This window comes from Kitasatospora purpeofusca (genome assembly GCF_000718025.1).
In the GTDB taxonomy this organism is placed as follows: Bacteria; Actinomycetota; Actinomycetes; order Streptomycetales; family Streptomycetaceae; genus Kitasatospora; species Kitasatospora purpeofusca.
Genome location: NZ_JODS01000024.1, coordinates 11,520 through 37,173, shown reverse-complemented (window position 1 = coordinate 37,173; position 25,654 = coordinate 11,520). Strand labels below are relative to the sequence as shown.

General features: G+C 74.3%; 23 protein-coding genes. 11 read left to right on the top strand and 12 right to left on the bottom strand.

Annotated elements, in window-relative coordinates:
• Positions 1 to 80: 80 nt before the first annotated feature.
• From IF01_RS0128735 to IF01_RS0128725, 3 genes are all read right to left on the bottom strand, one after another.
• Positions 81 to 1,076 carry an alpha/beta fold hydrolase gene (locus tag IF01_RS0128735; RefSeq protein WP_030396482.1) on the bottom strand — a complete coding sequence of 332 codons (996 nt, stop codon included), beginning with the start codon at positions 1,074 to 1,076 and terminating at the stop codon, positions 81 to 83.
• 116 nt (positions 1,077 to 1,192) lie between these two features.
• Complete coding sequence (locus IF01_RS45070) at positions 1,193 to 1,432, bottom strand: hypothetical protein (protein WP_030396481.1); 240 nt, start codon at positions 1,430 to 1,432, stop codon at positions 1,193 to 1,195.
• A gap of 10 nt (positions 1,433 to 1,442) precedes the next feature.
• Positions 1,443 to 2,753: an MFS transporter gene (locus IF01_RS0128725; protein WP_063764322.1), complete on the bottom strand. Its 1,311-nt coding sequence runs from the start codon at positions 2,751 to 2,753 to the stop codon at positions 1,443 to 1,445.
• 244 nt (positions 2,754 to 2,997) lie between these two features.
• Between IF01_RS0128725 and IF01_RS42415 the strand changes: the two genes are divergently transcribed.
• Positions 2,998 to 4,521, top strand: a complete 1,524-nt coding sequence (locus IF01_RS42415; protein ID WP_244215660.1) for a D-alanyl-D-alanine carboxypeptidase family protein — start codon at positions 2,998 to 3,000, stop codon at positions 4,519 to 4,521.
• An 84-nt stretch (positions 4,522 to 4,605) separates the two neighbouring features.
• Here the strand turns inward: IF01_RS42415 and IF01_RS0128715 are convergent, their stop codons facing one another.
• A complete protein-coding gene (locus IF01_RS0128715) occupies positions 4,606 to 5,403 on the bottom strand; it encodes a cytochrome c biogenesis CcdA family protein (RefSeq protein ID WP_030396478.1) in 798 nt (265 codons plus the stop codon).
• A gap of 136 nt (positions 5,404 to 5,539) precedes the next feature.
• Here IF01_RS0128715 and IF01_RS0128710 point away from each other — a divergent pair, with 136 nt between their 5' ends.
• The 6 genes from IF01_RS0128710 (at position 5,540) to IF01_RS0128685 (ending at position 13,274) form a co-directional block, all read left to right on the top strand.
• On the top strand, positions 5,540 to 5,965 hold the full coding sequence (locus tag IF01_RS0128710; RefSeq protein WP_051756452.1) for a PPOX class F420-dependent oxidoreductase: 426 nt from the start codon (positions 5,540 to 5,542) through the stop codon (positions 5,963 to 5,965).
• A gap of 222 nt (positions 5,966 to 6,187) precedes the next feature.
• Positions 6,188 to 8,551 carry a DUF8508 domain-containing protein gene (locus IF01_RS0128705; protein WP_030396476.1) on the top strand — a complete coding sequence of 788 codons (2,364 nt, stop codon included), beginning with the start codon at positions 6,188 to 6,190 and terminating at the stop codon, positions 8,549 to 8,551.
• Positions 8,552 to 8,788: 237 nt separating this feature from the next.
• Positions 8,789 to 8,947, top strand: a complete 159-nt coding sequence (locus IF01_RS48555; RefSeq protein WP_233290148.1) for a hypothetical protein — start codon at positions 8,789 to 8,791, stop codon at positions 8,945 to 8,947.
• Between the two features lie 53 nt (positions 8,948 to 9,000).
• Positions 9,001 to 11,262: a heavy metal translocating P-type ATPase gene (locus tag IF01_RS0128695; protein ID WP_051756450.1), complete on the top strand. Its 2,262-nt coding sequence runs from the start codon at positions 9,001 to 9,003 to the stop codon at positions 11,260 to 11,262.
• The gene (locus IF01_RS0128690) at positions 11,259 to 11,771 is read left to right on the top strand and encodes a copper chaperone PCu(A)C (protein WP_051741006.1); all 513 of its coding nucleotides are present in this window, start codon (positions 11,259 to 11,261) and stop codon (positions 11,769 to 11,771) included. Before IF01_RS0128695 ends, IF01_RS0128690 begins: the two co-directional genes overlap by 4 nt.
• A 285-nt stretch (positions 11,772 to 12,056) precedes the next feature.
• A complete protein-coding gene (locus IF01_RS0128685; protein WP_030396473.1) occupies positions 12,057 to 13,274 on the top strand; it encodes a hypothetical protein in 1,218 nt (405 codons plus the stop codon).
• 38 nt (positions 13,275 to 13,312) lie between these two features.
• Here IF01_RS0128685 and IF01_RS0128680 read toward each other — a convergent pair whose 3' ends face one another.
• The gene (locus IF01_RS0128680) at positions 13,313 to 14,362 is read right to left on the bottom strand and encodes an Acg family FMN-binding oxidoreductase (protein ID WP_030396472.1); all 1,050 of its coding nucleotides are present in this window, start codon (positions 14,360 to 14,362) and stop codon (positions 13,313 to 13,315) included.
• Positions 14,363 to 14,547: 185 nt separating this feature from the next.
• On the opposite strand from IF01_RS0128680, the gene IF01_RS42405 reads away from it, so the two are divergent.
• On the top strand, positions 14,548 to 15,225 hold the full coding sequence (locus tag IF01_RS42405) for an SMI1/KNR4 family protein (RefSeq protein WP_051756428.1): 678 nt from the start codon (positions 14,548 to 14,550) through the stop codon (positions 15,223 to 15,225).
• 46 nt (positions 15,226 to 15,271) lie between these two features.
• Here the strand turns inward: IF01_RS42405 and IF01_RS0128670 are convergent, their stop codons facing one another.
• Positions 15,272 to 16,162 carry a universal stress protein gene (locus IF01_RS0128670; protein WP_030396470.1) on the bottom strand — a complete coding sequence of 297 codons (891 nt, stop codon included), beginning with the start codon at positions 16,160 to 16,162 and terminating at the stop codon, positions 15,272 to 15,274.
• A gap of 661 nt (positions 16,163 to 16,823) precedes the next feature.
• Here IF01_RS0128670 and IF01_RS0128665 point away from each other — a divergent pair.
• Positions 16,824 to 18,521, top strand: coding sequence for a sensor histidine kinase (locus tag IF01_RS0128665; protein ID WP_030396469.1), 1,698 nt, complete (start codon positions 16,824 to 16,826; stop codon positions 18,519 to 18,521).
• A 21-nt stretch (positions 18,522 to 18,542) separates the two neighbouring features.
• Here the strand turns inward: IF01_RS0128665 and IF01_RS0128660 are convergent, their stop codons facing one another.
• Complete coding sequence (locus IF01_RS0128660) at positions 18,543 to 18,908, bottom strand: hypothetical protein (RefSeq protein ID WP_030396468.1); 366 nt, start codon at positions 18,906 to 18,908, stop codon at positions 18,543 to 18,545.
• A gap of 470 nt (positions 18,909 to 19,378) precedes the next feature.
• Here IF01_RS0128660 and IF01_RS48550 point away from each other — a divergent pair, with 470 nt between their 5' ends.
• Positions 19,379 to 19,615: a hypothetical protein gene (locus IF01_RS48550; protein ID WP_149030372.1), complete on the top strand. Its 237-nt coding sequence runs from the start codon at positions 19,379 to 19,381 to the stop codon at positions 19,613 to 19,615.
• A gap of 572 nt (positions 19,616 to 20,187) precedes the next feature.
• The gene (locus tag IF01_RS0128650) at positions 20,188 to 20,856 is read left to right on the top strand and encodes a hypothetical protein (protein ID WP_030396466.1); all 669 of its coding nucleotides are present in this window, start codon (positions 20,188 to 20,190) and stop codon (positions 20,854 to 20,856) included.
• A 96-nt stretch (positions 20,857 to 20,952) separates the two neighbouring features.
• Here the strand turns inward: IF01_RS0128650 and IF01_RS42400 are convergent, their stop codons facing one another.
• The 5 genes from IF01_RS42400 to ctaD form a co-directional block, all read right to left on the bottom strand.
• Positions 20,953 to 21,414: a pyridoxamine 5'-phosphate oxidase family protein gene (locus IF01_RS42400; RefSeq protein ID WP_078880389.1), complete on the bottom strand. Its 462-nt coding sequence runs from the start codon at positions 21,412 to 21,414 to the stop codon at positions 20,953 to 20,955.
• Between the two features lie 128 nt (positions 21,415 to 21,542).
• Positions 21,543 to 22,289: a response regulator gene (locus tag IF01_RS0128640; RefSeq protein WP_051740995.1), complete on the bottom strand. Its 747-nt coding sequence runs from the start codon at positions 22,287 to 22,289 to the stop codon at positions 21,543 to 21,545.
• 211 nt (positions 22,290 to 22,500) lie between these two features.
• The gene (locus IF01_RS44380; RefSeq protein ID WP_051740993.1) at positions 22,501 to 22,944 is read right to left on the bottom strand and encodes a nuclear transport factor 2 family protein; all 444 of its coding nucleotides are present in this window, start codon (positions 22,942 to 22,944) and stop codon (positions 22,501 to 22,503) included.
• Between the two features lie 104 nt (positions 22,945 to 23,048).
• Positions 23,049 to 23,585: a hypothetical protein gene (locus IF01_RS44375; protein ID WP_157855377.1), complete on the bottom strand. Its 537-nt coding sequence runs from the start codon at positions 23,583 to 23,585 to the stop codon at positions 23,049 to 23,051.
• 116 nt (positions 23,586 to 23,701) lie between these two features.
• The gene (gene ctaD / locus IF01_RS0128625; protein WP_375341008.1) at positions 23,702 to 25,492 is read right to left on the bottom strand and encodes an aa3-type cytochrome oxidase subunit I; all 1,791 of its coding nucleotides are present in this window, start codon (positions 25,490 to 25,492) and stop codon (positions 23,702 to 23,704) included.
• Between the last annotated feature and the right edge of the window lie 162 nt (positions 25,493 to 25,654).

The window sequence follows — 25,654 nt, the reverse complement described above, 5'->3', positions numbered from 1 at the left end:
GCGGACGGGGCCGCGGCGGGCAAGGGCGGCGCCGAGGCACCGCCCCCGTTCGCCACCCGGCGCCTCAGCCGTCCATCACCTCAGCCGTCCAGTTGGCCGAGGAAGTCGAACAGGGCCGCGTTGACCTCCGCCGGGCTCTCCTGCTGGGTCCAGTGCCCGACGCCCGGCAGCGTGACGCGCCGGTAGAGCTTCGGCGCCAGCCGCTCCAGCAGCCCGCGCATCGCCTCCTCCGGGATCAGGGCCATCACCATGTCCTGGTCCCCCGCCACGTAGAGGGCCGGCACCTCCACCGGCCGGCCGGCGAGACCGGCGAGCAGCTCGTTGTTGCGGTCGATGTTGCGGTACCAGTTGAGACCGCCGGTGAACGCCCGCTCGCCGTGCTCGGCGTAGTCGGCGACGAAGGCCTCGATGTCCGCCTCGGAGAGCCAGTCCGGCAGCTTCTCGGGCTCGGGGACGCTGTCCAGCAGGGTCTGACCCTCGCGGATCACCCACGCCTGCGGTCCCCCGCCGCCCGCCCGGGCGCCGGCGCCGCCGGCCAGCATCCGGCGGAACGTCGAGTGCAGGTCCCGGCCCAGCTCGGCGTCCGCGACCCCGGGGCGCTGGAAGTAGATCTGGTAGAAGCCCTCGCCGAACCGCTCCCGGGCCTGGGCCAGCGGCGGCAGGCCGAGGGTGGGCAGCGGCGGGACGCTCAGCCCCGCCACACCGCGCACCAGGTCCGGGCGCAGCGCCGCCGTGCTCCAGGCGACCGGGGCGCCCCAGTCGTGGCCGACCAGGACGGCGCTCTCCTCGCCGAGGGCGCCGATCAGCGCGGTGACGTCACCGACCAGGTGCAGCAGGGTGTACGCGTCGACCGACTCGGGCTGCTCGCTGCGGGCGTAGCCGCGCTGGTCGACGGCGACCACGCGGTAGCCGGCCTCGGCGAGCGGGGCGAACTGGTGCCGCCAGGAGTACCAGCTCTCCGGGAAGCCGTGCAGCAGCAGGACCAGTGGCCCCTCCCCCTGTTCGGCGACGTGCAGCCGGACTCCGTTCACCTCGACCTGACGGTGCGCGATACGTCCGTACGCCTGCTTGGTCATGCGGCCCTCCTCGTCGACGACGCGTCACCCGGCAGAACGGGCGGCGGCCGACCGTTCGTTCCCCGCCGCCGCCCGTCCGGTACGTCCGCCGCTGCCCTGTCCGTGCCCCGCCCGGGTCAGTCCCCGCTGTCGCGCCGGGTCCGGCCGCCGCCCTCCCGCCGGTCGAGCAGCGCCGTCGCGGCGGCCAGCAGGGCGCCCACCGCGATCAGGACGAAGTAGCCGACGGTCCGGTGGTCGGCGGGGACGAGATAGCGCACGAAGCCGAAGATGTGCAGGCCCCACAGGTGGTCGACGAGGAGGCCGTTGATGCCGCCGACGATCAGGACGAAGCTCACGAATCCCAGCAGGTTCTTCATGATCCCGACGTTAGGCAGCCTGGCCGCCGACCGGATCCGACTTTCGGCGCGACCGGGTCTCACCAAAGTCGCGCATCCGCAGCAGCACGGGCACGGCGGCGAGCGCCGGGGCGGCGGCCAGGGCGAAGCAGAGGGGCAGCGGCAGGTGTCCGACCAGCAGGCCCACACCCGCGCCGCCGACGGCCGAACCGGCGTTGAAGGCGGTGTTCACCCAGGCGCCGGCCCTGGTCCTGGCCTCCGGGGCGACCGCCTCGTCCGCGACCAGGTAGGAGGTGGTGAGGGCGGGCGAGACGAAGAACCCGGCGACGCCGACCGCCACGCCGAGCAGGACCGGGCCGGGTGCGAGCCCGGCCCCCGCCAGGGCCAGGCCCAGACCGGCGGTGAACAGGGGCAGCCGGACGACGTTGGACACCGGCCGGTCGAGCGCGCCCAGCCCGAGGCCGCCGACGGCGCTGCCGGCGGACAGCGCGGCCAGGATCCAGCCCACCGCCTCCGGTCGCCCGCGGTCCTCGGCGAAGGCGAGCACCATGAGGTCCAGCGCGCCCAGCGCCAGCCCGGTCACCGCGGACGCGAGCACGGCGGCGCGCAGCGCCCGTCCGCCGCCGAGCGGTGACCGGCGACGGCGCCCGGCCGGGGGCACCGCACCGTCGGGGTCGTCCGCCCCGTCCGTCTCACCCGGTGCGTCCGGTCCGCCCGCCGCCACCGGTGAGGCGACCAGCAGCAGGGCCCCGGCGAGCAGCAGCCCCGCGCCCACGGCCACCGCCCCACCCGGGCCGACCGGCGGGAGCAGCAGTCCGACCAGCAACGGCCCGGTGACGAACAGCAGTTCCTCCGCGACGCCGTCCAGGCTGAACGCGCGGCGCAGCAGCACCGGGTCGGGAAGCAGCCGCCGCCAGAACGTCCGCATCACCGGCCCCAGCGGCGGTGTGCAGGCGCCCGCCGCGACGACGAGCGCGCCGACCGCCGCCGGAGCGGTGCCCGGCCGGGCCGTGGCCGCGACCACGGCGAGCAGCAGCGCGCCGTACAGCACGGCCATCGGCGGCAGCACCCGCCGGGGACCGTGGCGGTCGACCAGCCCGGCCCGGACCGGGGAGAGGAGGACGCTGGCGAGCGCGAACAGGGCCATCGCCGCGCCGGCCGCGGAGTAGGAGCCGGTGGCCTCGCGGACGGTGAGCAGCAGGGCGAGCGGAACCACCCCGTAGGAGAGGCGGCCGAGCAGCGCGGCGCCGAAGGTGCGGGCGGCGTGCGGGGCGCCGAGCACGGCGCGGTAGCCGGGGCGTGCGGACGGGCCGCGCGGAGGCGCGGAAACGGTGGAAGGCACGGTGGACGTCCTCAAGGAGGTCCGGTCCGCGGGCCGGGAGGTCACGGCGGGCGGTACCGGAGGTGCGTACGGGGACACCGGAGGGCCGCGCGGTTCCCGATCGGTCGGGGCGCGGTCGCTTCGGGCCTGCTACGCACAGAGGAAGGACATGGGCCGTACCGTACCAGTCCGCCGCGCGGTGCGGGAGGGCCCGGACGGAGCAGCGGGCAGGGCGGCGCGGCGGCCGTCCGGGTACGTTCGCGGTGTGCAGCAGAGGTCACCCCACGTCAGCAGGCGCGCCCGGGCCGGGAGACCGGCGGCGGCCGGTGCCGTCGCCGTCCTGGTCCTCGCGGCCGGCGCGCCCGCCGCGTTCTCGGCCCCTTCGCCTTCCCCCTCGCCGTCCTCCCCTTCTCCGTCCTCCGCCCCTGCGGCGCCCGGTGCCGGTGCCGGTGCCGGTGCCGCCCAGGACGCGGCCGCCGTGGTCGGCGGCGAGCGGCTGGGGCGGCCCGCCGTCCAGGTCGCGCCCCGCACCGGGGCACCCGAGCTGCCGGCCGTCCTCACCGGGCGGTCCTGGCTGATCGCCGACGCCGCGACCGGCGAGGTGCTCGCCGCGCGCAACGCCCACCTCCCGCTGCCGCCCGCCAGCACCCTCAAGATGCTGTTCGCCGACACCGTGCTGCCGAAGTTCGACCGCACCCTGGAGCACCGGGTCGCCCCCGCCGAACTCGCCGCGCTGGGCGCGGGCAGCAGCCTGGTCGGGATCAAGGAGAACCTGCCGTACCGGGTCGAGGACCTCTGGCGGGGCGTCTTCGTCGCCTCCGGCAACGACGCCGTGCACGTGCTGTCCCACATGAACGGCGGCCTGGCCCGCACCGTCGCCCAGATGCAGGAGCGGGCGACCGCCCTCCAGGCGCGCGACACCCGGGTGGTCTCCCCGGAGGGCTACGACCAGGACGGCCAGGTCTCCTCGGCCTACGACCTCACGCTGTTCGCCCGCGCCGGGCTGCGCAACCCCGACTTCCGCAGCTACTGCGCGACCCGAACCGCCCGCTTCCCCGGGGCGCTGGACAAGACGACGGGGCAGCGGTCCGCGTTCGACATCGCCAACACGGACCGCCTGCTGGGCAAGTACCCGGGCCTGATCGGGGTGAAGAACGGCTACACCACCAACGCGGGCGCCACCTTCACCGGCGCGGCCGAACGCGACGGCCGGACCCTGCTGGTGACGGTGATGCACCCGGAGCAGCAGTCCAAGGTCTACGACGAGGCGGCCGCGCTGCTGGACTGGGGCTTCGCGGCGGCCGGCAAGGTCGAACCGGTCGGCCGGCTGGTCGAGGAGGAGACCGGGCCCGACGCGTCCGCCGCCCCGGCCGCCGAGGCCCCGGCCTCCGGCGTCCTGCCGCACGCCATCCAGCAGGCCGACCACGCCCTCGGCCCGACCGGCTGGACGGCACTCGCCTTCGGCACCGCGCTGGCCCTCTGGACGGCCGGCCGGCTGCGCACCCGGCGCCGTCCGCACCCCGCGACGCCCGCGCTCCCCGTACTGCCCGTACTCCCCGGCGGCGTCCCGGTCCCCCCGCGCCCGGACTACGCCCCGCACATCGCGTACTCCGTTCCGGCCCGGACGGCAGCCGGAACCGCCCCACGCGGCGCCACCGCCGTCGGCGGCGCCACAGCGGTGGGCGGCAGCACCCGCCGCCGCCTCACCCGCCAAGCCCGCTCCCTGGCCCGCACCACCCGCGCCCGGTTCGCCGCGACCACCGCCACCCGCCGGGGCCGGCGCCCCTGAAGGCCGTGAAGCCCTGGAACCATGAAGTCCTGAAACCGTGAAGTCTTGCAACCATGAAGTCCTGCAACCGTGCAGAACAACCGGTCAGACGGACACGAGGCTGTCCGGCAGATGACCGGCCGCCCAGACCCGCAGGAAGTCCACCAGCTCCGCCCAGACCCCGGTCAGCAGCATGACGCCGACGAGCACCAGCATTCCTCCGCCGAACCGCATGACCCCTCGATAATGGCGCTTGACCCACCCTAGGGATCCCATCGCCCGCCGGAATACCAGGGAGCAGACGACGAACGGGATCCCGAGCCCCGCGCAGTAGAAGAATCCCAGTAGGGCCCCTCGGACCGGATCGCTCTCGCTGAGGGCCAGGGTCTGGACGGCGGAGGCGGTCGGTCCGATGCACGGCGTCCACCCCACGCCGAAGACGATTCCCAGCACCGGAGCCCCCGCCAGGCCGACCGCCGGCCGGTACCGACTGCGGAACTCCTTCTGCGACAGCCCGGAGAACAAGCCGGAGAACAGCCCGGAGAACACGACTCCCATCAGGATCGTCATCACTCCGGAAAAGACCTCGACCGTACGCCGGTGCTCCGCCAGGGTATTGCCGAAATAGCCGAACAACGCACCCGCGGAAACGAATACGACGGTGAAACCGAGGATGAACAGAAGCGTCCCCAGGACCACCTGTCCGCGTTTCCTCCCCCCGGCGTCCGCGAGGTCGGCCGCCGAGAATCCGGTCACATAGGAGAGGTATCCCGGCACCAGCGGGAGAATGCACGGCGAGAGGAACGAGAGCAGCCCCGCCAGCAGTGCGACCGGAATCGCCAGGACCAGGGCACCCGTGAATACGGCCTGGGACCCGTCGACGGCCGTGAGAACCGGTTCCACAGTTACGGTGACACCTTCCCGGACGAACCCGACCCGACCTGAGCGTCCGTCAGCGACGGACATGCCGCGGCCAGCCTCGCAGAGGCTCCCCGAGCCGAACCGGCCGCCCCCGTCCCGGCACCCTAGAATGCCCGGCATGAGCGCCACTCCCCACCCCGACCCGCACCGGCAGGAACGGCTCGAACGCCTGGTCAGCCTCTCCTCCGGCAGCTACCTGCTGGTCACCACCTTCAAGAAGGACGGCACCGCCGTGCCGACGCCGGTGTGGGTGGTGCGCGACGGGGAGGCGCTCGGTGTCTGGACCGTCGCCGACTCGTGGAAGGTGAAGCGGATCCGCAACCGACCGGACGTCCTGGTCGGCCCCTGCGACGTGCGGGGCAATCCGACCGGTGCGTCCGTCCCGGCGACCGCCGAGATCCTCGGCCCCGAGCGCACCGCCGCCTACCGGACGCTGCTGCGGCAGAAGTACGGGTTGGTCGGCGTCGTCACGGTGCTCGGCAGCCGGCTGCGGCGCGGCGAGCGCGGCACGATCGGGATCCGGCTCACCCTCACCGAGAGCTGATCCTCACCGACGGCTGAGGCCCTCCGACGACCGGAGCCCGACGCCCCTCCCGCCCCACGTCCCCCAGGACACGTCCGGATCCTCGTCCGGTTCATGCCAGGGAAAACGTTCTTCCGTTGGACGCCTGGTCGTTCGCCGGAGCGCGCGGTACGGCATGGGTGGCGCTGCTACAACACACAGCGCCCGCCCATCCACTGCTGCACGCCCGTCAGGAGGACGCCCATGCGGCGAACCGATCGAGTCCGGCTCCGCGCACTGGCGGTGGCATCGGCCGCCACCGTCGTCGCGGCGCTCACCGCGCTGCCCGCCGGCACCGCGCAGGCCGTGTCCCCGGACCTCGTCATCAGCCAGGTGTACGGCGGTGGCGGGAACTCCGGCGCGCCGTACCTCAATGACTTCGTCGAGCTGTACAACCGGGGCACCACCCCGGTCAGCGTCACCGGCTGGACCGTCCAGTACGCCTCGGCGGCCGGGTCCTCCTGGTCGAAGACCACCCTGTCGGGCACCGTCGCCCCCGGCAAGTACTACCTGGTGCAGGAGGCCGCCGGGGCCGGTTCCGGCGCCGCCCTGCCGACGCCGGACGCCACCGGCACGATCGCGATGGGCGCCAACGCCGGGAAGATCGCGCTGGTCACCAACTCCACCGCGCTGACCTGCGCCACCGGCTGCGCCGGCCAGCCCGGGGTCAAGGACTTCGTCGGCTACGGCACGACCGCCTCCTCCGCCGAGGGCTCGCCCACCGGGAACCTCGCCAACACCACCGCGGCGGTGCGGGCCGGCGGTGGCGCCACCGACACCGACAACAACGCGGCCGACTTCGCCGTCACCGCCCCCACCCCGCGCAACTCCACCTCCGGCGGCGGGACAGGCGGTACCCGGATCCACGACCTCCAGGGCGCCGCCCGGACCTCCCCGCTGGCGGGCCAGCCGGTCACCGGCGTCCCCGGCGTCGTCACCGCGGTCGGCCCGAGCGGCTACTGGTTCCAGGACCCGCAGCCCGACGCCGACCCGGCGACCAGCGAGGCGCTGTACGTCTACACGGCGAGCGCCCCCGGGGTGGCCGTCGGCGACTCGGTCCAGGTCGGCGGCACCGTCAGCGAGTACCGCCCCGGCGGCACCGGCGGCACCACCAACCTCACCGTCACCGAGCTCACCTCGCCCACCACCGCCGTGCTCGCCCACAACGCGGCGCTGCCCGCCGCCACCGTGGTCGGCGCCGGCGGCCGGGTCCCGCCCGCCGCGGTGATCTCCAGCGTCACCACGGGCGACGTCGAGACCGCCGGCGGCTTCCAGCCGGCCACCGACGGCCTGGACTTCTGGGAGTCGCTGGAGGGCATGCGGGTCCAGCTGAACAACGCCGCGGTGGTCGGGCCGAGGAGTTCCGTCGGCGAGATCCCGGTCGTCCCGCAGGGCTCCACCACCAGGACCACCCGCGGCGGCATCCTGCTCCAGGCCGCGGACGGCAACCCCGAGCGGGTCCTGCTGGACGACGTGCTCGCGCCGACCCCGGCCGCCAACGTCGGTGACACCCTCTCCGGCGCCACCGTCGGCGTCCTGGACTACTCCTTCGGCAACTTCAAGCTGCTGGTCACCGCCACCCCGACCGTCCTCCCCGGCGGCCTCGCCCCGGAGACCACCGCCGCACCGGCCGCCGGCGAGCTGTCCACGGCGACCTTCAACGTCGAGAACCTCGCACCGAGCGACCCGCAGGCCAAGTTCGACGGCCTCGCCGCCGCCGTCGTCACCAACCTGCGCTCGCCCGACCTGGTCGCCCTGGAGGAGATCCAGGACAACTCCGGCGCCACCGACAACGGCGTGGTCGCCGCCGACCAGACCCTGGCCAAGCTCACCGCCGCGATCACCGCGGCCGGCGGCCCGGCCTACTCCTACCGCCAGCTCAACCCGGTCAACGACCAGGACGGCGGCCAGCCCGGCGGCAACATCCGCCAGGTGTTCCTCTACCGCACCGACCGGGGCCTGAGCTTCACCGACCGCCCGGGCGCCGGCTCCACCACCGCCGACTCCGTGGTCAACAACGCCGGCGTCCCCGCCCTCACCTACTCCCCCGGCCGGATAGACCCGACCAACACCGCCTTCAACGCCAGCCGCAAGCCGCTCGCGGGCGAGTTCCGCTGGAACGGCCGCCCGGTGTTCGTGATCGCCAACCACTTCAACTCCAAGGGCGGCGACCAGCCCCTCTTCGGCCGCTACCAGCAGCCCGCCCGCCCCTCCGAGACCCAGCGCCACGCGCAGGCCACGGCGGTCAAGACCTTCACCGACCAGATCCTCGCCATCGACCCGAACGCCGCGGTGATCGTCCTCGGCGACCTCAACGACTTCGAGTTCTCCCAGACCGCCGACCTCCTCACCGCCGGCGGCTCCCTGGTCGACCTCCCCCGCACCCTCCCCCTCGCCGAGCGCTACACCTACGTCTACGAGGGCAACTCCCAGGTCCTCGACCACATCCTGATCTCCCCCGCCCTCGCGGCCCGCGCCTACAGCTACGACATCGTCCACCTCAACAGCGAGTTCGCCACCCAGCTGAGCGACCACGACCCCCAGGTGGTCCGGATCCCCCTGCCGTAACGCACGCCCGCACCCACACCCCCCGCTGCCCCGACGTCACCTCCCCGATGCCGGGGCAGCGCCCTGTCCGAGGGGTCCGTACTCGAACGCCCGTCCGCCCCCAGCCCGCACATGCCCGTCCGGTCCGCGCTGGGCCGGACGGGTGTGTGATCCGGGTCATTGGGGGTGGGCGGGAACCCGGCGGGGTGGGGGCACGACTGGTGGGGCGTGAGTGGGATGTCGCCGGGTGCCCGGCCGTTGAGTGTGCTCGCGGGGTTCGCCCTGCTGCTGGTAGTGGTGTTCGTCCTGGCGTTCGCGGTGGGGCGCGGCGCGGGGCCGGTGACGCCCGGGCTGACGCCCGGTGGCGGAGGCGGCGGGAAGCCCGGGACGGGGCACAACATGGGGGCGGCCCGGTGAGGGCGGCCGCGGAGTCCGAGGCGCTGGTGTCCACCGACCTGGCGGTCGGCGGGATGACCTGCGCGGCCTGTGTGAGCCGGGTGGAGAAGCGGCTGGCCCGGATCGAGGGCGTGAGTGCCGGGGTGAACCTCGCCACCGGGCGGGCCCGGGTGCTGCACCCGGCCGGGGTGGGTCTGGAGGACCTCGTCGCGGCGGTCGAACGGGCGGGTTACACCGCCGAGTTGGCGCCGGACGGGGTGCCGTCCGCCGGGCCGGCGGCGGAGGAGGCCGGGGAGCGGTGGCGGCTGCTGGTGACGGCGCTGCTGGCGCTGCCGGTGCTGGTGCTGTCGATGGTGCCGTCCGCGCAGTTCGCGGGCTGGCAGTGGGTCTGCTTCGGGCTGGCGCTGCCGGTGGTGAGCTGGGGTTCGGCGGGCTTCCACCGGCGGGCGCTGCAGGGGCTGCGGCACGCGGCGGCGACCATGGACACCCTGGTGAGCCTCGGTGTGGTCGCCTCCTTCGCCTGGTCCGCGTACGCGCTGCTGTTCGGCGGGGCGGGCGAGATCGGCATGCGGATGCCGTTCTCGCTGACCGCGGACGGCGGCGGCACCGCGCACGTCTATCTGGAGGCGGCCGTCGGGGTGCCGCTGTTCGTGCTGGCCGGGCGTCTGCTGGAGGGCAGGGTGCGGCGGCGCAGCGGTTCCGCGCTGCGGGCGCTGGCCGAGCTGGGCGCCAAGCAGGTGTGCGTCCGCGATCCGAGGACCGGCGAGGAGCGGCTGCTGCCGATCGAACAGCTGTTGCCGGGGCAGGAGTTCGTGGTCCGTCCGGGTGAGCGGGTGGCCACCGACGGCCTGGTGGTCGAGGGCGGTTCGGCGCTCGACCTGAGCCTGCTGACCGGCGAGTCGGTGCCGGTGGAGGTCGGGCCGGGCGACCGGGTGGCGGGCGCCACGGTGAACGTCGGCGGGGCGCTGGTGGTGCGGGCGACGGCGGTCGGCGCGGACACCCAACTGGCCCGGATCACCGCGCTGGTGGCGGACGCCCAGGCCGGCAAGGCGCGGGCGCAGCGGCTGGCGGACACCGTCGCCGGGGTGTTCGTGCCCTGTGTGCTGACGGTGGCGGTCTGTGTGCTCGGCTTCTGGCTGGGCGCGGGCGCCGACCCGCAGGCGGCGGTGACGGCGGCGGTCGCCGTGCTGGTGGTGGCCTGCCCGTGCGCGCTGGGCCTGGCCACGCCGACCGCGCTGCTGGCGGCGACCGGGCGGGGCGCCGAGCTGGGCGTCCTGGTCCGCGGCCCGGAGGTCCTGGAGAGCCTGCGCCGGGTCGACACCGTGGTGCTGGACAAGACCGGCACCCTGACCACCGGCCGGATGGAGCTCGCGGCGGTGGCCGTGGCCGCCGGCGCGGGTGTCGACGAGGAGCGGGTGCTGCGGCTCGCGGGAGCCGTCGAGCACCGTTCGGAGCACCCTGTCGGGCGGGCTGTCGTGGGGGCGGCCCGAGCCCGGTGCGGCTCCGAACCCCTTCCGGTGGTGGCCGGGTTCGCGGCCACCACCGGGGTCGGGGTGTCCGGCGAGGTCGAGGGGACCGCGGTGCGGGTGGTCCGCCCGGACGAGGCGGCGGGACCGCTGCCGGCCGAGCTGACGGCGGCGCTCGCGGACGCCTCGGCGGCGGGCCGCACGCCGGTGGTGGTGGAACTGGACGGCCTCCCGGTGGCCGTGCTGGCGGTCGGCGACACCCTGCGCTCGGGCAGCTGGCGGGCCCTGCACCGGCTGCGCGGCATGGGCCTGGAGCCGGTGCTGCTGACCGGCGACGGCCCGGGGGCGGCGCGCGCGGTCGCCGAGGAACTGGGCATCGAACGGGTGCACGTCTCGGCCTCGCCGGAGCGCAAGGCGGAGGTGGTGGCCGAGCTGAGGGCCGCCGGGCGGACCGTCGCGGTGGTCGGCGACGGCGTCAACGACGCGGTGGCGCTGGCCTCGGCGGACCTGGGGGTGGCGCTCGCCTCGGGCAGTGACGCGGCGATCGGCGCGGCCGGACTGACCCTGGTGCGCGGGGACATCGAGGCGGTGGTGGACGCCGTCCGGCTGGCCCGGCGCACGCTGGCGACGATCCGGAGCAATCTGATGTGGGCGTTCGGCTACAACGTGGTGCTGATCCCGCTGGCGGCGGTGGGGCTGCTGAACCCGATGCTGGCGGCGGTGGCGATGTCGCTGAGTTCGCTGCTGGTGGTGGGCAACAGCCTGCGGCTGCGGACCTGGCGTCCGGGGAGGGGCACGGCGGACGAACGCGGGGGCGCGCGCTCCCCGCGGCCGGCCCGGGCGCGGCGCTCGGCGGGTGCGGCGTGGTGAGCCGGGGCCGGACGGCCGAGCGGCTGAAGGCGGTCGAACGGCTGAAGGTGGTCGGGCCGCCGGTCGGGGCCGCTCTGGTGGCGCTGGCGCTGCTGTCCGGCTGGACGGCGCTCGGCGGTGCGGGCACCGCGCGCCCGGTCGAGGTCGGGCCGGGCTGGCTGCTCCTGCCGTCGGCGGGCGGGGTCCCGGCCACCGCGGCCTTCTTCACGGTTCGCAACCCCGGCGATATACCGGACGAACTCACCGGGGCCAGCTGGGAGTTCGGCGGGAAGGTGACCCTGAAGCGGCATCTGCACCAGGGCGCGGCGGGCAGTTGGGCGCCGGTCACGGCCCTGGAGGTCCCCGAGCGGGGGGAGCTGGCCATGTCCCCGGAGGACGCCGATCTGATGATCATAAATCCGCCCGCGCTGAAGGTCGGCCAGTGGGTGGAGTTCACCCTGACCTTCCGCAACAGCCCCGAGCTGCGGGTCAAGGCGGAGGTCCGCCCACCCGGCGGCCGCCGGGGCTGAGCAACTGAGCGGCTGAACCCCGAGGAAGCCCGGGAGGCCCCGGGAGGCCCGGCCGACGCACTGTCGGTCGGGCCCGGTAGTTTGTGGACTGTCCTTCCGGGGACTGCGGGAATTCGGATGCTCCGACCAGGTCTTCCGTGCTTTCCTGTGTCACCGCGTCACCGCGTCACCGCGTCACCGCGTCACGCCGCCGCGCCGTCACGCCACCGCGTCGTTCGCGGAGCGTGGTGGCGGTCGCGCGCCCGGCAGTCCTGCCCCGCACCGAGGAGTTCTCCCATCAGTACCGTGATACGCCGGTCCGCCCGCACCGCCCTGGCCACCGCCGCCTGCGGCGCCGTCCTCGCCGGCGGCCTCGCCGCGTGCGGGACCGTCCAGCAGCTCAACGCGGCCGACAAGGTGTCGAAGGCCTTCGAGGCCTTCGGCAGCGGCAAGTCCTTCAGCGCCAAGCTGTCGGTCGACGCCACCGCCGCGCAGATCGAGGCCTTCGGCGCGGCCACCGGTGAGGAGATCGACAAGGACAGCGCGGCCGCGCTGGCCGCCGTGAGCCTGTCGATCGCCTTCAGCGCGGACAAGCCGCTCAAGGACATCCAGCCGACCAAGGGCTCCGGCAACGGCGCCGCGACGCCCGCCGACCCGTCGGTCTCGGCCTCCTACACGCTCACCGGCAAGGGCGGCGCACCGCTGGCGGAGCTCCGCCAGGTCGGCGGCAAGGCCTACGCGCGCGGGGACCTCGCGGGCTTCGCGAAGCTCGTCGGCCAGAACGCCGCCGAGGTCGAGGGACTGGCCGAGGGCCTGCCCGCCCCCCTGGGGAACGCGCTCAAGGGCCAGTGGGTCAGCTTCGACGCGAAGGCCCCCGAAGGCGCGGGCGGCACCGGCGGGGCGGCCGCGACCCCCAAGCCGACCCTGGACCCGAAGGCCGCCGAGAACCTCAACGCGTCGCTCAAGGACATCCTCACCCGCGACCTGTCCTTCGAGGAGAAGGGCAAGCAGGACGGCAAGGACCGGATCACCGTCACCGCCCCGGCCCACAAGCTGACGGACGACCTGCTGAAGGCCGTCGAGCCGCTCGCCAAGGACATCCCGAACCTGGCCAAGCTGCCGAAGTCCGCCCCGGCCAAGGTGCCGGACCGCCCGCTGGCGCTGGACCTCTACCTCGACGGCGGCGCGCTGTCCGCCGTGACCTTCGACCTGGCCCAGCTGGAGGAGAAGGCCAGTGGCACGCCGCTGCCGCTCCGGATCGCGTTCGGCCACGACACCCCGGCCGTCCAGGCGCCCGCCGGTGCCACCGAACTCTCCAGCGAGGACATCGGCGGCCTCTTCGGCCAGCTCGCCGCCGCCGGCGGCGGTGCGGGTGGAGCGGGCGGCGCGGCCGCTCCGCTCACCGACGCCCAGATCAAGGAGCTGACCCGGGACGGCGCCATGAACGAGGAGCAGGTGCGGCTGTACAACTCGTTGGGCCTGGGCTACCAGGACATCAAGGACCTCGCCGACCTGAGGTCCTGAGGTCCTGAGGTCCTGACCCTCCTGTCGGCACGCCCCGGCTACGCCGGTGACGGCCCGGGCCGTGCCGACAGGTCCAGCACGTCCTCGACCGGGCGGCGCGGGGTGGCCGCACCGGCCGGGCCGTAGCCCGTCCGCAGCACCAGCTGGACGTGGCGCGGCCCGTCGGCCGGGTCGCGCAGGCGCCAGCGCAGGTCGGGCCACTCCACCGGCTGGTGCCACACCGTCAGCCGCAGTCCGTGCACGGTCGCCAGCAGCCAGACGCGTTCCAGCGCCTGCCCCGCCCGCAGCCAGTCCGCCGGGCCGTCCCCCGAGGTGCTCAGCGTGCAGAGCCGGGGCAGCGCCTCGAAGCGTTCGGACGGCTGCGCCGGCCCCTCGTGGTGCGGCGGCCGGCCCGCGTACTCGCGCGTCGGCACCCGGGCGTCGTGGTCCTGCGGGCCGAGCACCGCGTACGGCAGGCCGTCGACGGCGGCGGGTGCGGACGGGTCGGCCCCGGCGTCCGGCCGGAGCCAGGAGCGGGTCTCGGCCTGCCGCGCGGGGTCGTGGGCGATCCGGTCCTCGGCCTCCGTGGTGACCGCCAGCACCCGCCGCACCCCGGCCTCCCCCAGGACGGCGAGCGACACGCCCTCCTCCCCGGCGGCGGCGACCAGCTCGGCGGCGACCGCCTCCGGAACGCCCTGCTCGGTGAACGGCCGACGGCTGGAGCGGCGCTCGGCGACCGCGGGGTAGAGGTCCCGGCCGAACGGCCCGGCGCCGCCCGCTCCGGCGGTCTCGGCGGGCCCGGACAGATCCAGGACGGCGAGCAGCTGCGGGTCCGCCGGATCGGGCAGCAGCCGGACGGCGGCCTCCCGGCCGAGCCGGACGCCCGCGACCCGCAGATTGAACAGCGCCGCGCCCGCCGCGATGTGCAGGGCCGCACCGCTGGCATCGGCGAGCGGGACGGCCCGGCCCTGATCGGCGTACACCTCGACACCCCGCCCGTCCGGGGTCGGCCGGAAACGCCACGGCTGGCTGTTGTGCAGCGAAGGCGCCGCGCCACCCGCGGCGGCGAGCAGCCGCAGGTCGGCCGGAGTGAGAGCTGACTGGGTCATGGTGATCGTCTCCTGGCCTCGACACCCCGGGGCCCCGGCCGCACCGGCCGCACACCCCGATACCCCCGAGCGTGCCCCGCCCCCGCACCCGTCGCAAAGGGTCCAACGGCCCGCTTCGCCGCCGGTGCCCTGGCACTGTCGGTGGCGGGCGCTACTGTCCGTACTCACCGTCGGACAGGAGGAGCATGAACCCGCGAATCGACTGGTCGGCCGTCCGGGAACGGGTCGTCGCCCTCGAAGGGGCCAAGCGCGGGGTGAACGACCGGGGGCCGTCCCCGTACCCCGTCTTCGAACCTGTCCTCACTCCCGACGAGATCGCCGAGGTGGAGGCCCAGTACGGCGTCGGGCTCCCCGACGAGTACCGCGCGTTCCTGGCCGAGGTCGGCGCCGGCGGCCCCGGCCCGGAGTTCGAGCTCACCTCGTTGCGCCGCATCGGCGGGAGCTGGGGGTGGGTCTGGGACGACGACGAGGCCCATCCCTGGCTGCTCGACCCCGGCGGGCCGTTCGTCGAGACCGAGGGCTGGGCCGCCCAGCAGGTGGCGACCCTCCGCGCCGCCGGGCACGAGCCCACCGACCGGGGCGAGGAGGACCACTACCTCGACGACTACCGCGAGGCCTTCGGCGACGCCGGCGACGAGCTCTTGTACCTGGAGCGCGGGCGCGGGGCGATCCACATCAGCGACGACGGGTGCGGCATGACCACCTGGCTCGTCATGGTCGGCCCCCACCGGGGCGAGCTCCGCCACCGGGACTGCGCGCTCGACCCGCCCTTCGAACCGTCCGTCGACGCGCGGGGGAACCGGCACACCTTCGGGACGTGGTACCTGGAGTGGCTGGAGCGACGCGAGCGCGCGGCCCGATGACCGAGGACGGCCTCACCCGGACCTTCGTCCAGGTCCGGCGTCGGCGTCAGGCGTGGGGGACGACGGCGACCGGGGGGTGGGCGTGATGGAGGACGGCGTGGGCGGTGCGGCCGAGGCGGGGGGCGAGGTCGTGGGGGCGGCGTCGGCGGCCGACCACCAGCAGGGCGGCGTCCTCGGTGTCCTCGACGAGGGTGCGGGCCGCTCCCAGGCGGGCCTGTTCGACCACCTCGATGTGCGGGTACCGGGCGCGGTGGCCGGCCAGGGCGGCGGCCAGGGCCTTCTCCTCGGCGGCCTGGAGCTGGGCCGTCTCTGTACCGGACGGCAGGAAGCCGACCACCGCGAAGGACGCCGGGAGGTTCCAGCCGTGCACGGCGCGCAGCCGGGCGCCTCGCAGTTCGGCCTCGCGGAAGGCGAAGTCGAGCACCGTGTCGCTCGGCGCGGCCGCGTCGACCCCGACCACCACCTCGGGCACGGCCCCGGTCCCCCCGGCGCTCTCCGTGCCGGTCTCCGGCCCCGGCTGCCGGACCACCACCACCGGGACGGCCGCGCGGCCCGCGACCGCCATGCTCACCGAGCCGACCAGCAACCCCTTGAAGCCGCCCAGCCCGCGTGAGCCGAGGACGAGCAGATCCGCGTCGCCGGCGACCTCGGTGGCCGCAACCAGGCCGTCCACGGCGGCGTCGAGCACCACATCGGTCTGCACGGTGAGGCCCGGGTGCCGGGCGCCGACCTCCTCCGCCACGGCGGCCAGCATCCGCTGGGCGGCCACCGGCAGGTCCTCCGGGTCGGCGAACGAGGCGCGCCCGTCGGTGAGCCACGGCCAGGCGTGCAGCAGCCGCAGCGGGGCGCCCCGTCGCAGCGCCTCCCCGGCCGCCCAGTGGGCGGCGACGCTGCTCTCGGGCGAGCCGTCGACTCCGGCGAGGACTGCGGGCGTCATGGGCGTTCCTTCCGCTGCGGGTCCGCGGTGCGGGGGCGCACCGTCGGGTGGCACTGCTGGGTGGCACTGCCGGGTGGCAGGTGCCGGGTGGCGGGTGCCGGTCGGACCGGCACCCGCGACGTGCGCTGACGCACCGTCGGCACCCTCCCCCACCCTGGTCTGCGGACCGGTGCCGCAGCCAGGGGCCACAAGGCCCTGTCCGACGGGCCTTAGGGCCTGGATCATGGCCAGGGGGGCGCGGGGGGTGGTTGCCGACCGGCGCGCGGACGGCCGTACGCACCTTTCCCTGCCTGCTCGTGACCGACCCCGGCGTCCCCCGCACGTGCCTGCGGCACTAACGTGAATCCGACAAACCACCTGATCGGACGATACGTCTGTCAGGCTGTCGGACTGCCTCGGGCGGGTCCGACCGGAGCAGCACGAACACACGAGGAGGACGCCGGTGGGCGGCGCGGAGGACACGCGGACGGGCACCGGCGGAGACCGGCTCGGACGGGCGGACGGCACCCCGCCGCCCGGCTGCCCCGCCCACCCGGGGCCGCCGCAGCAGTCCGGCCTGCCCCAGCCGTCCCCACCGTCGGGAGAGGCAGCGCAGGCGGGAGAGGCAGCTCACGCGGGAGAGGCACCGCAGCCCAGCACGTCGTCCGGCGCCGGCCCGCGGATCCCGCAGCTGCGCCTGGACGAGCTGCTGGAGGAGCTCCAGTGGCGGATCGACGCGGCGCGCGGCACCCGGGACCGGGTGCACAGCCTGCTGGAGGCGGTCCTCGCGGTCGGCCGCGAACTGGACCTCGCCCAGGCGCTGCACCGGATCGTCGAGGCCGCCGCCGACCTGGTCGACGCCCGCTACGCCGCGCTCGGGGTGATCAGTGCGGACGGGCACTCGCTCTCGCAGTTCCTGACGGTCGGCCTGAGCCCCCGGGAGATCGAGGAGATCGGCCCGCAGCCGACCGGCCGGGGCATCCTCGGCGAGCTCATCCGCGACCCGCAGCCGCTGCGCTGCCCCACGCTCTCCGAGCACCCGGCCTCGGTGGGCTTCCCGCCGAACCATCCGCCGATGCACACCTTCCTCGGGGTACCGGTCCGGGTGCGCGGGGAGGTGTTCGGCAATCTGTACCTGACCGACAAGCGGGGCGGACTGGACTTCGACGCCGACGACGAGGCGGTCATCTCGACCCTGGCCGTCGCGGCGGGGGTCGCCATCGACAACGCCCGGCTGTACGAGGAGGCGCAGCGCCAGCAGCGGTGGCTGCGGGCGAGCGCCGAGATCACCCGCAGCCTGCTCTCCGGCGCGCCCCGGCTGGAGGTCGTGGAGCTGATCGCGCGCCGGGCCCGGGAGATCGCGGGCGCCGAACTGGCCGATGTGTCGGTGGCGTTGGCCGATCCGGGCGAGCGGGCGGAGGAACTGACGGTGGAGGTCGCGCTGGGCGGGCGGCCGGAGGCCCGGCTCGGGGTGACGGTGCCGGTGGACGGCACGCTGTCCGGCGCCGCCTACGCCTCGGGCTCCCCGGCGACCAGCGACGAACTGGAGCACGACGAGCGGTTCCCGGCGGGGCCCCGGGGGCGGTTCACCGGGCTGGGTCCGGCCGTCGCGGTGCCGCTGGGCACCGGCGGGGGGTTCGGGCGCGGTGTGCTGCTGCTGGCCCGGGCGCACGGGCAGCCGCCGTTCACGGCCGAGGAGACCGGCCCGCTGCTGGGGTTCGCCGACCAGGCCGCGCTGGCCCTGGAGCTGGCCGAACGGCGTCGGGACGCCGAGCAGTTGACCCTCCTGGAGGACCGCGACCGGATCGCCAGGGACCTCCACGACCTGGCCATCCAGCGGCTGTTCGCGACCGGCATGACGCTGCAGAGCGCGGGGCGGCTGATCGAGAGCCAGAGCGCGGCCGACCGGGTGAGCCGGGCGGTCGCGGACCTGGACGAGACGATCAAGATCATCCGTTCGACCATCTTCGGCCTGCGCGCCCACAGCGAGCCCGACCGGGGCCTGCGCGCCCGCGCCACCCGCGCGGTCGGCGAGGCCCAGGCCACCCTGGGCTTCGCGCCGCGGCTCAGCATGGAGGGGCTGCTCGACACCGATGTGCCTCAGGAGCTGGCCGAGCACGTCATGGCCGTCCTCGGCGAGGCCCTCAGCAACGCCGCCCGGCACGCCCGCGCGAGCCGGGTCGAGGTGGCCCTGCGCGCGGCCGGCGGCACGGTGACGCTCACGGTGACGGACGACGGCGTCGGCGTCCCGCCGTCCGGACGCCGCAGCGGGCTCCGCAACCTCGCGGAACGCGCCGAACGCGCGGGCGGCACCTTCGACCTCCGTCCCGCCGAGGACGGGGGCACCCGCCTGGTGTGGGAGGCCCCGCTGGGCGTGTAGCGGGCGCGGCCCGGACCGGACTCAGGCGGCCGCGCGCTTGGCGAAGACCGTGATCCGGCCGACGGCGGCCATGGTCACGGACACGTGGTCCGTGCCGGGCCCCCCGTCGGTGACGGTGATGCACAGCGGGGTGCCGAGGAGGGTGGCGCCCTCGACCTTGGTGATCGTGTATCCGGGGTAGCTCCCGACGAAGCCGCCGGAGGCCTCGAGGCGCGTCTGGATCAGGAAGTCGCCGGACTGCCGGCTCCCGACCTCGTTGCAGGCGGCCAACCGGGACGCGGGCGCGGCGGCGGAGGCGGCGGCGGGGACGGCCGCCGAGGCCGCCGGGGCCAGGGCCAGGACGGAGAGCGCGGACGCGGCCGCAAGGCAGGCACTTCGTGTACGCATGGCTGTCATGCGGCGATCGTCCACCGCGGCCCGTCCGCGCGCGAGCGGACCACAGGACCCACTGCTCCGAACGCGCGGTTGTACACATCGGCGACGCTCTCACCCCCACCCGGGCACCGCCCGGAGACGTCTTCCGGGAGCCCGCCGCCCTCAGCTTGTCCGGCCTCGCCGGACGGCTTGCCTGCCCGCAGGTCGGGCGGCGCATACCGGTCGGTTCAGCGGCCGGGCCTCACTGTCGGGTCGTTAGGGTGGGGGACGGTCAGGAACGGCTGGGACGAGGGGGATCCATGGGTCCGCAGGACGGTAGTGACCGTGCGGGTTTCGGATGCGTGGCGTGCTGCAGCGAGGACGCTGCGGTGGCGCAGGCGCACCACCGCAGCCGCGACGGGGTTCGGCTCGAGAGGACGATTCGGGACGACTCGCATTTCATCGTCTCCGTTCAGCGGTGCGGCCTGTGCTCGCAGGCCTTCGTGAGCGTGTTCACCGAGTACATCGACTGGGTCGCCTCGCAGGACGCGCAGTACCGCACCGTGCTGCCGATCACGGACGCCGAGGCGGACGACCTGGTGGCGGGACGGTTGAGCCCGCACCGGGCAGGAGCCCTGGGACACGGCCGCCGCCACCTGCAGAGCGACTGGCCGAGCGACGCCGAGAAGCCGTCCGTGTACTGGGTCAGCGGCGTCTTCGAGGTCCGCGAGGGGCACTGACCCGGACGGCGCGCTGCGGGCCTGTCGGTCGTGCATGTCGTTGTCGCCCCGCCGACGGGCCGGAAAGTGGGGGTCGGAGGAAGGGGGCTCGACTCTCGCGTGCACCGGTGCCGGGGGAATTCGAGTCCGGGGCTCCAGCGGGTTCGCCGAACGTCCGGGGGTCCGGTGGCGCCGGAGTCGACGCCGGGCCCGTGGGCGGCCAGGTCGGCGAGGTGTTCCCCGGTGTCCGGGATCGGACTCCGGGGCCAGGATGGCGCGGTGGGCGGCCTCACTGCGGCCGCCCCGAGGATGTGGCCCGGGCCGTTCAGGCCCGGGCCGTTCACGTACTGGCCGCCACCACCTTCGTCACCGGCATCGTGCTCGACCGCACCGGCGGCGCCAACCTTCCCACGGCCGCTGACGGGCATCCTTCCGGCGAAAATCCTCGTCGGGCGACCTGGGAACGTCAGGGCTAGCGTGGAAACGACGAACGTAAGTACCTGAAATTTCTCTGCCTGCGGCAACTGCTGATCCGTGCATCGGAGAGGCGTCGCCGTGGCACGCCCCGGCACAACCACAAGGAGATGGTGGGAATGTCGCACCGGTTCCCAGGTGCGGACGAGGGGTCCGCCGAGCGTGACGTGAGGGACGCGGACCCCGTTCGCATAGCCGACGGACTGGCCGGTGAGTTGTCCGCTCGCCCTGAACATACCGGCCGCAGGCGCGAGCTCTACCCGGACGTTCCGCTTGTTCTCGACGGAGAAGTGGTCGAGGACCTTGAACGCATGAACGCGGAAGTGACGCGGCCCTTGTTCATGACGCGTCTGATCCACAACTCGTCCCTGGCTCTGGGGGCCTTCACCGACCGCGAAGCGATGCTGTCGGAGGCGCTCCGTATGCACACAGACGCCGAGGAAGGGGCGCTGGAGGCGGCCCTCGAGGCGACCTGTACGCAGCCACCGGACGCCTTGCCCACACGGGTGTGCTTCTTCGAGGACATCGATGAGCAAGGCGACGTGAAGTGTGTGGACGCGGGGCTGGGATATCCGGACCTGAGCAAGGTGCACCGAGGTTTTCTGGGCACAGGGGATTGGATTTTTGTCATCTCCTCCTTGAGCAGGTGCCGATTCGATGTATCACTCTTCGACCTCCTCGAATGGCACGGGGACGAGTTCTTCCAACCCAAGGGATGCAATACCCCCGATCTCGGCCGCTTCCGCTGGAACGACCTGGCGGTGTCCATCGCGAATTGGGGGACATGACCCGCCGCCCGATGCGCGGCCGGCCGCCGGTGGTTCAGCAGTCGGCCGAGGCTCCGTTCGGCGGCCCAGCGGCGGGGCTGGACGACAAACGCCCCGTCAGGCCGCGCCGGGGAGGAGGTGGCGGCCGACGACCAACTCGGGGGCGATGCGGATCTCCGCGCGGGCTCCGGGCGCCGGGGACGGGCGGCGGACCTCCGCGCGGCCGAGGACGGTGACGCACCAGCCGGTGCCGTCGGCGCCGTCCACCTCGTCGGCCTCGAAGGCGATCACGGCGCCGTCGACGGCGCGGGCCAGTTCGGAGCCGGGCTCCGTCGAGAGCAGCACGCCGCCGAGCGGGTCCAGCCGGAAGCGGACCGGGAGCACGGCCGGCAGGGCGCCGACCGTGTAGACCACCCGGCCCACTCCGGCGCGACGCAGCAGTTCCAGCGCGCGGGCCTCGTCGAGGCCGGGCCCCTGTGCGGCGCCTCCCGGCGCGACACTCCCCGGCGCGACACCTCCCGGCGGCCGCCGGACGGGCGGCTCGACCTGCACGGACGCGGCTTCACGATCGGCGTTCATACCTGCGATCGTCACCCCTCGGGCGGGGCGGGGCGAGGGCCGATGGTCCCGCCGGGAGTCCCTTCTCCCCGTCCGCCGCCCCGGGCGGCACAGTCGGAGGGCAGCCGTCGGCGGGCAACAGGCAGCCGTCAGCCGCGCGCGCCGTGGCCGAGGATGCGCGCATGGTGGGCCGACCGCTCCGGGACCCGCTCGGCGGCGGCCGACTGGCGCAGCTCGGTCGCGATCAGCGCGGCCTGGACGCGCCGCTCCACACCCAGCTTGGCGAGCAGCCGGGACACATGGTTCTTCACCGTCTTCTCGGCCAGGTAGAGCCGCTCGCCGATCTGACGGTTCGTCAACCCCTCGCCGATCAGCGCGAGCACCTCCTGCTCGCGGGCGGTCAGCTCCGGTCCGCCCGTGGCCGGCCGCTCCGGCTCGGCCTCGCTGCGCAGGCGGTTGAGCAGCCGGGTCGCGGCGCCCGGGTCGAGCATCGAGCGGCCGGAGGCGACGGTGCGGACGGCGGTGACCAGGTCGGTGCCGCTGATCTGCTTCAGCACATAGCCGGCCGCGCCCGCCATCACGGCGTCGAGCAGTGCCTCCTCGTCGTCGAAGGAGGTCAGCATCAGACAGGCCAGATCGGGCATCCTCGAGCGCAGTTCGCGGCAGACCGCGACACCGTCGCCGTCGCCTAGGCGCACGTCCAGCACAGCGACGTCGGGGCGCAGCGCCGGGACCCGGACCAGGGCCTGCTCGGCGGTGGCGGCCTCGCCGACCACCTCCAGGTCCGGTTCGCAGTCCAGCAGGTCGTGCACCCCTCGGCGTACCACCTCGTGGTCGTCCAGCAGGAACACCCTGACCGGCGCCGCCGCGGCGGTACCGGTCGTCTCGCTCGCCATGTCGCGACTCCACCCTCTCTCTGTCCGGCACACCGCACGCCGGGTCAACCGCATCATCCCCTGCGGCGCGCGCCGGTCCCAGGGTCGAACGACCCCATGTGCGACAGACGCGCGGCCGGGCCCGCTCGGCGGCGGACCGCCCCGCCGCCGAGGGGTACGCGCTGCTCCCCCGCCGAGGGGTACGCGCTGCTCCGCCGCCGAGAGGTGTGTGCTACTCCGCCGGGCGGAGGGCGCCGAGCAGCCGGTCGACGGCGCCGAAGGCTACCGCGCCGTCCAGGGGGTTGGTGTAGACGCGGGACCAGGTGATCAGGCCGCCCCGGACCCGGGCGAACATCACCGAGTCGAGGGTGTAGCGCTTGCCCGTGGCCAGCACCTCGCCGTGCAGCCGGTACTCGGCGACGGCGAGTTCGGGGTCGGAGGTGCCGTACACCTCGACGTGGTCGACGGCGTCGAAGCGCTGTATCGCGGCGCCCCGCTGGAGGTGGGTGAGGAAGGCCTCCCGGCCGGGCTGCTGCGGCGGCACGCCGGGTGTCAGGTAGGGCAGTTCGAAGACGGCGTCGGTGGTGACCAGGTCGACCACCGCCAGGTCGGGGCCCTTGCCCATCAACTGGACGAACTGGTTCAGGACTTCGCTCGGCGAGGCGGTGGCGGTCATCGGACGTTCCTCTCGACAGGGCCGGGGGCGCCCCCGGTGGGCTGATGGACATCCGGGCCCGGAGTTCCTCGGCAAGCCTACGGCGACGGATCGGTGACGGTTCGTCAGGGTCGGTACCGGTGGGCGTTGCCGAGGCCGAGGAGCAGGAAGGCGGTGCAGACGGCGACCGCGCTGCCCGCGGCGGCGGCCAGGCGCGGGGCGAGCGGTCCGCCGCCGGCGAGCAGGATCGAGGCGGCGCCGAGCGAGGCGACCGCCAGGCCGACGAGCAGCCAGCCGAGCAGGGCCCGCGCGGCCTGCGGGCGGGGCGTCCGGGGCGCGGGGAGCGGTTCGAGCAGGGCCCAGCGCTCGGCCTCCTCCCGCTGTTCGGCGTGGTGCTGGAGCTGGGAGCGGATCCGGAGCAGGACGCCGGCCACCAGTCCGGCGAGGGCGATCTGCGCGGCGGGCTGCCAGGCGGGGACGGCCAGCAGCAGGCCGCCCGCCAGGGCCAGGCAGGCCCACCAGGTCACGCAGGCGGCCGCGGCGGTGCGGGCCGAGCGGGGGCGGTCCTCGCCGGCCTGGAGGTCGGCGATCGCGGGCAGGTACCAGACGCAGCCGGACGCGGTGAGTGCGGCGGTGCCGATGGCCAGGACGATGTGCGACATGGTGCCGTCCACTCCTCTGAGCGTCGGTGGGAGGGAGCCGCTCCCACCCGCCCGGGGGTGGCGACAAGCGGGCGGGAGCGGCGTTCGGGGGCCGGCGTTCGGAACCGGCGGGGCTGTCAGTCGGCCCGGTCGGCCCGGTCGCCGGAGCGCTCGCGGCGCGGCAGCGGGGCGTCGTACGCGGCCGGGGCGACGCCGGCCAGGTGCGTGGCGGGCTCGCCGTGGTACTCCAGGAAGTCGCGGGCGGCGATCTCCGGGTGGTGCAGGTCGAAGGCCGGGGATTCGGAGCGGATCCGGGGCAGGGAGGCGAAGTTGTGCCGCGGCGGCGGGCAGGAGGTCGCCCACTCCAGCGAACGGCCCCAGCCCCACGGGTCGTCGACGGTCACCTTCTCGCCGTACTTCGCGGTCTTCCACACGTTGTAGAGGAACGGCAGGATCGACAGGCCGAGCAGGAACGAGCCGATGGTGGACACCGTGTTCAGCGCGGTGAAGCCGTCCGAGGCGAGGTAGTCGGCGTAGCGGCGGGGCATGCCTTCGGCGCCGAGCCAGTGCTGCACCAGGAAGGTGCTGTGGAAGCCGACGGTGAGGGTCCAGAAGGTGACCTTGCCGAGGCGCTCGTCGAGCATCTTGCCGGTCATCTTCGGCCACCAGAAGTGGAAGCCGGCGAACATCGCGAAGACGACGGTACCGAACAGCGTGTAGTGGAAGTGCGCGACCACGAAGTACGAGTCGGAGACGTGGAAGTCGAGCGGCGGGGCAGCGAGCAGCACGCCGGTGAGGCCGCCGAAGAGGAAGGTGACCAGGAAGCCGACCGTCCACAGCATCGGGGTCTCGAAGCTCAGCGAGCCCTTCCACATGGTGCCGACCCAGTTGAAGAACTTCACCCCGGTCGGCACGGCGATCAGGAAGGTCATGAACGCGAAGAACGGCAGCAGTACTTGCCCGGTGACGTACATGTGGTGCGCCCAGACCGTCACCGACAGACCGGCGATCGCGATGGTGGCCGCGATGAGGCCGGAGTAGCCGAACATCGGCTTGCGGCTGAACACCGGGATCACCTCCGAGACGATGCCGAAGAACGGCAGCGCCAGGATGTAGACCTCGGGATGGCCGAAGAACCAGAACAGGTGCTGCCAGAGCATCGCACCGCCCGAGGCCGGGTCGAAGACGTGCGAGCCGAACTTGCGGTCGCACTCCAGCGCCAGCAGCGCGGCGGCCAGCACCGGGAAGACCAGCAGCACCAGGAGCGAGGTGAGCAGCACGTTCCAGCAGAAGATGGACATCCGGAACATGGTCAGGCCGGGGGCCCGCATGCAGATGATCGTGGTGATGAAGTTGACGGCGCCGAGGATCGAGCCGAAGCCGGAGAGCGTCACGCCCATGATCCACATATCGGCGCCGATGCTGGGCGAATGGACCGCGTCGGACAGCGGCGCGTAGAGGAACCAGCCGAAGTCGGCGGCGCCCTGCGGGGTGGCGAAGCCGGCGGCCGCGATCAGCGAGCCGAACATGAACAGCCAGAAGGCCAGCATGTTCAACCGGGGGAAGGCGACGTCGGGGGCGCCGATCTGCAACGGCATGATCCAGTTGGCGAAGCCGGTGAACAGCGGCATCGCGAAGAGCAGCAGCATCACCGAACCGTGCATGGTGAACGCCTGGTTGAACTGCTCGTTGGAGAGGATCTGCGTCCCCGGCCGGGCGAGCTCGGCGCGCATGACCAGGGCGAGGACGCCGCCGATCAGGAAGAACCCGAACGAGGACACCAGGTACATGGTGCCGATCGTCTTGTGGTCGGTGGTCGTCAGCAGCCGGACCAGGGCCGAGCCGGGCCGAGCGGCCCGGACCTCTCCCGGTCGGGCGGCGGACGACGGCGGCGGCGCGCTGTCGCCCTGTGCCTCGATGGCGCTCAAGGACGCACTCCTTCGAAACTTCTGCGGATGGGTGGCGATCCATGATCGGAACGCACCACCCTTGCGCCCCAGGGCCGTTGGACCCAGTGGACGGGGGCCGGTGGGCCTCGGATCCGGGCCGCCGGGCGGGACCACCGTCCGGGCCGGACCGCTTCCCCGGCG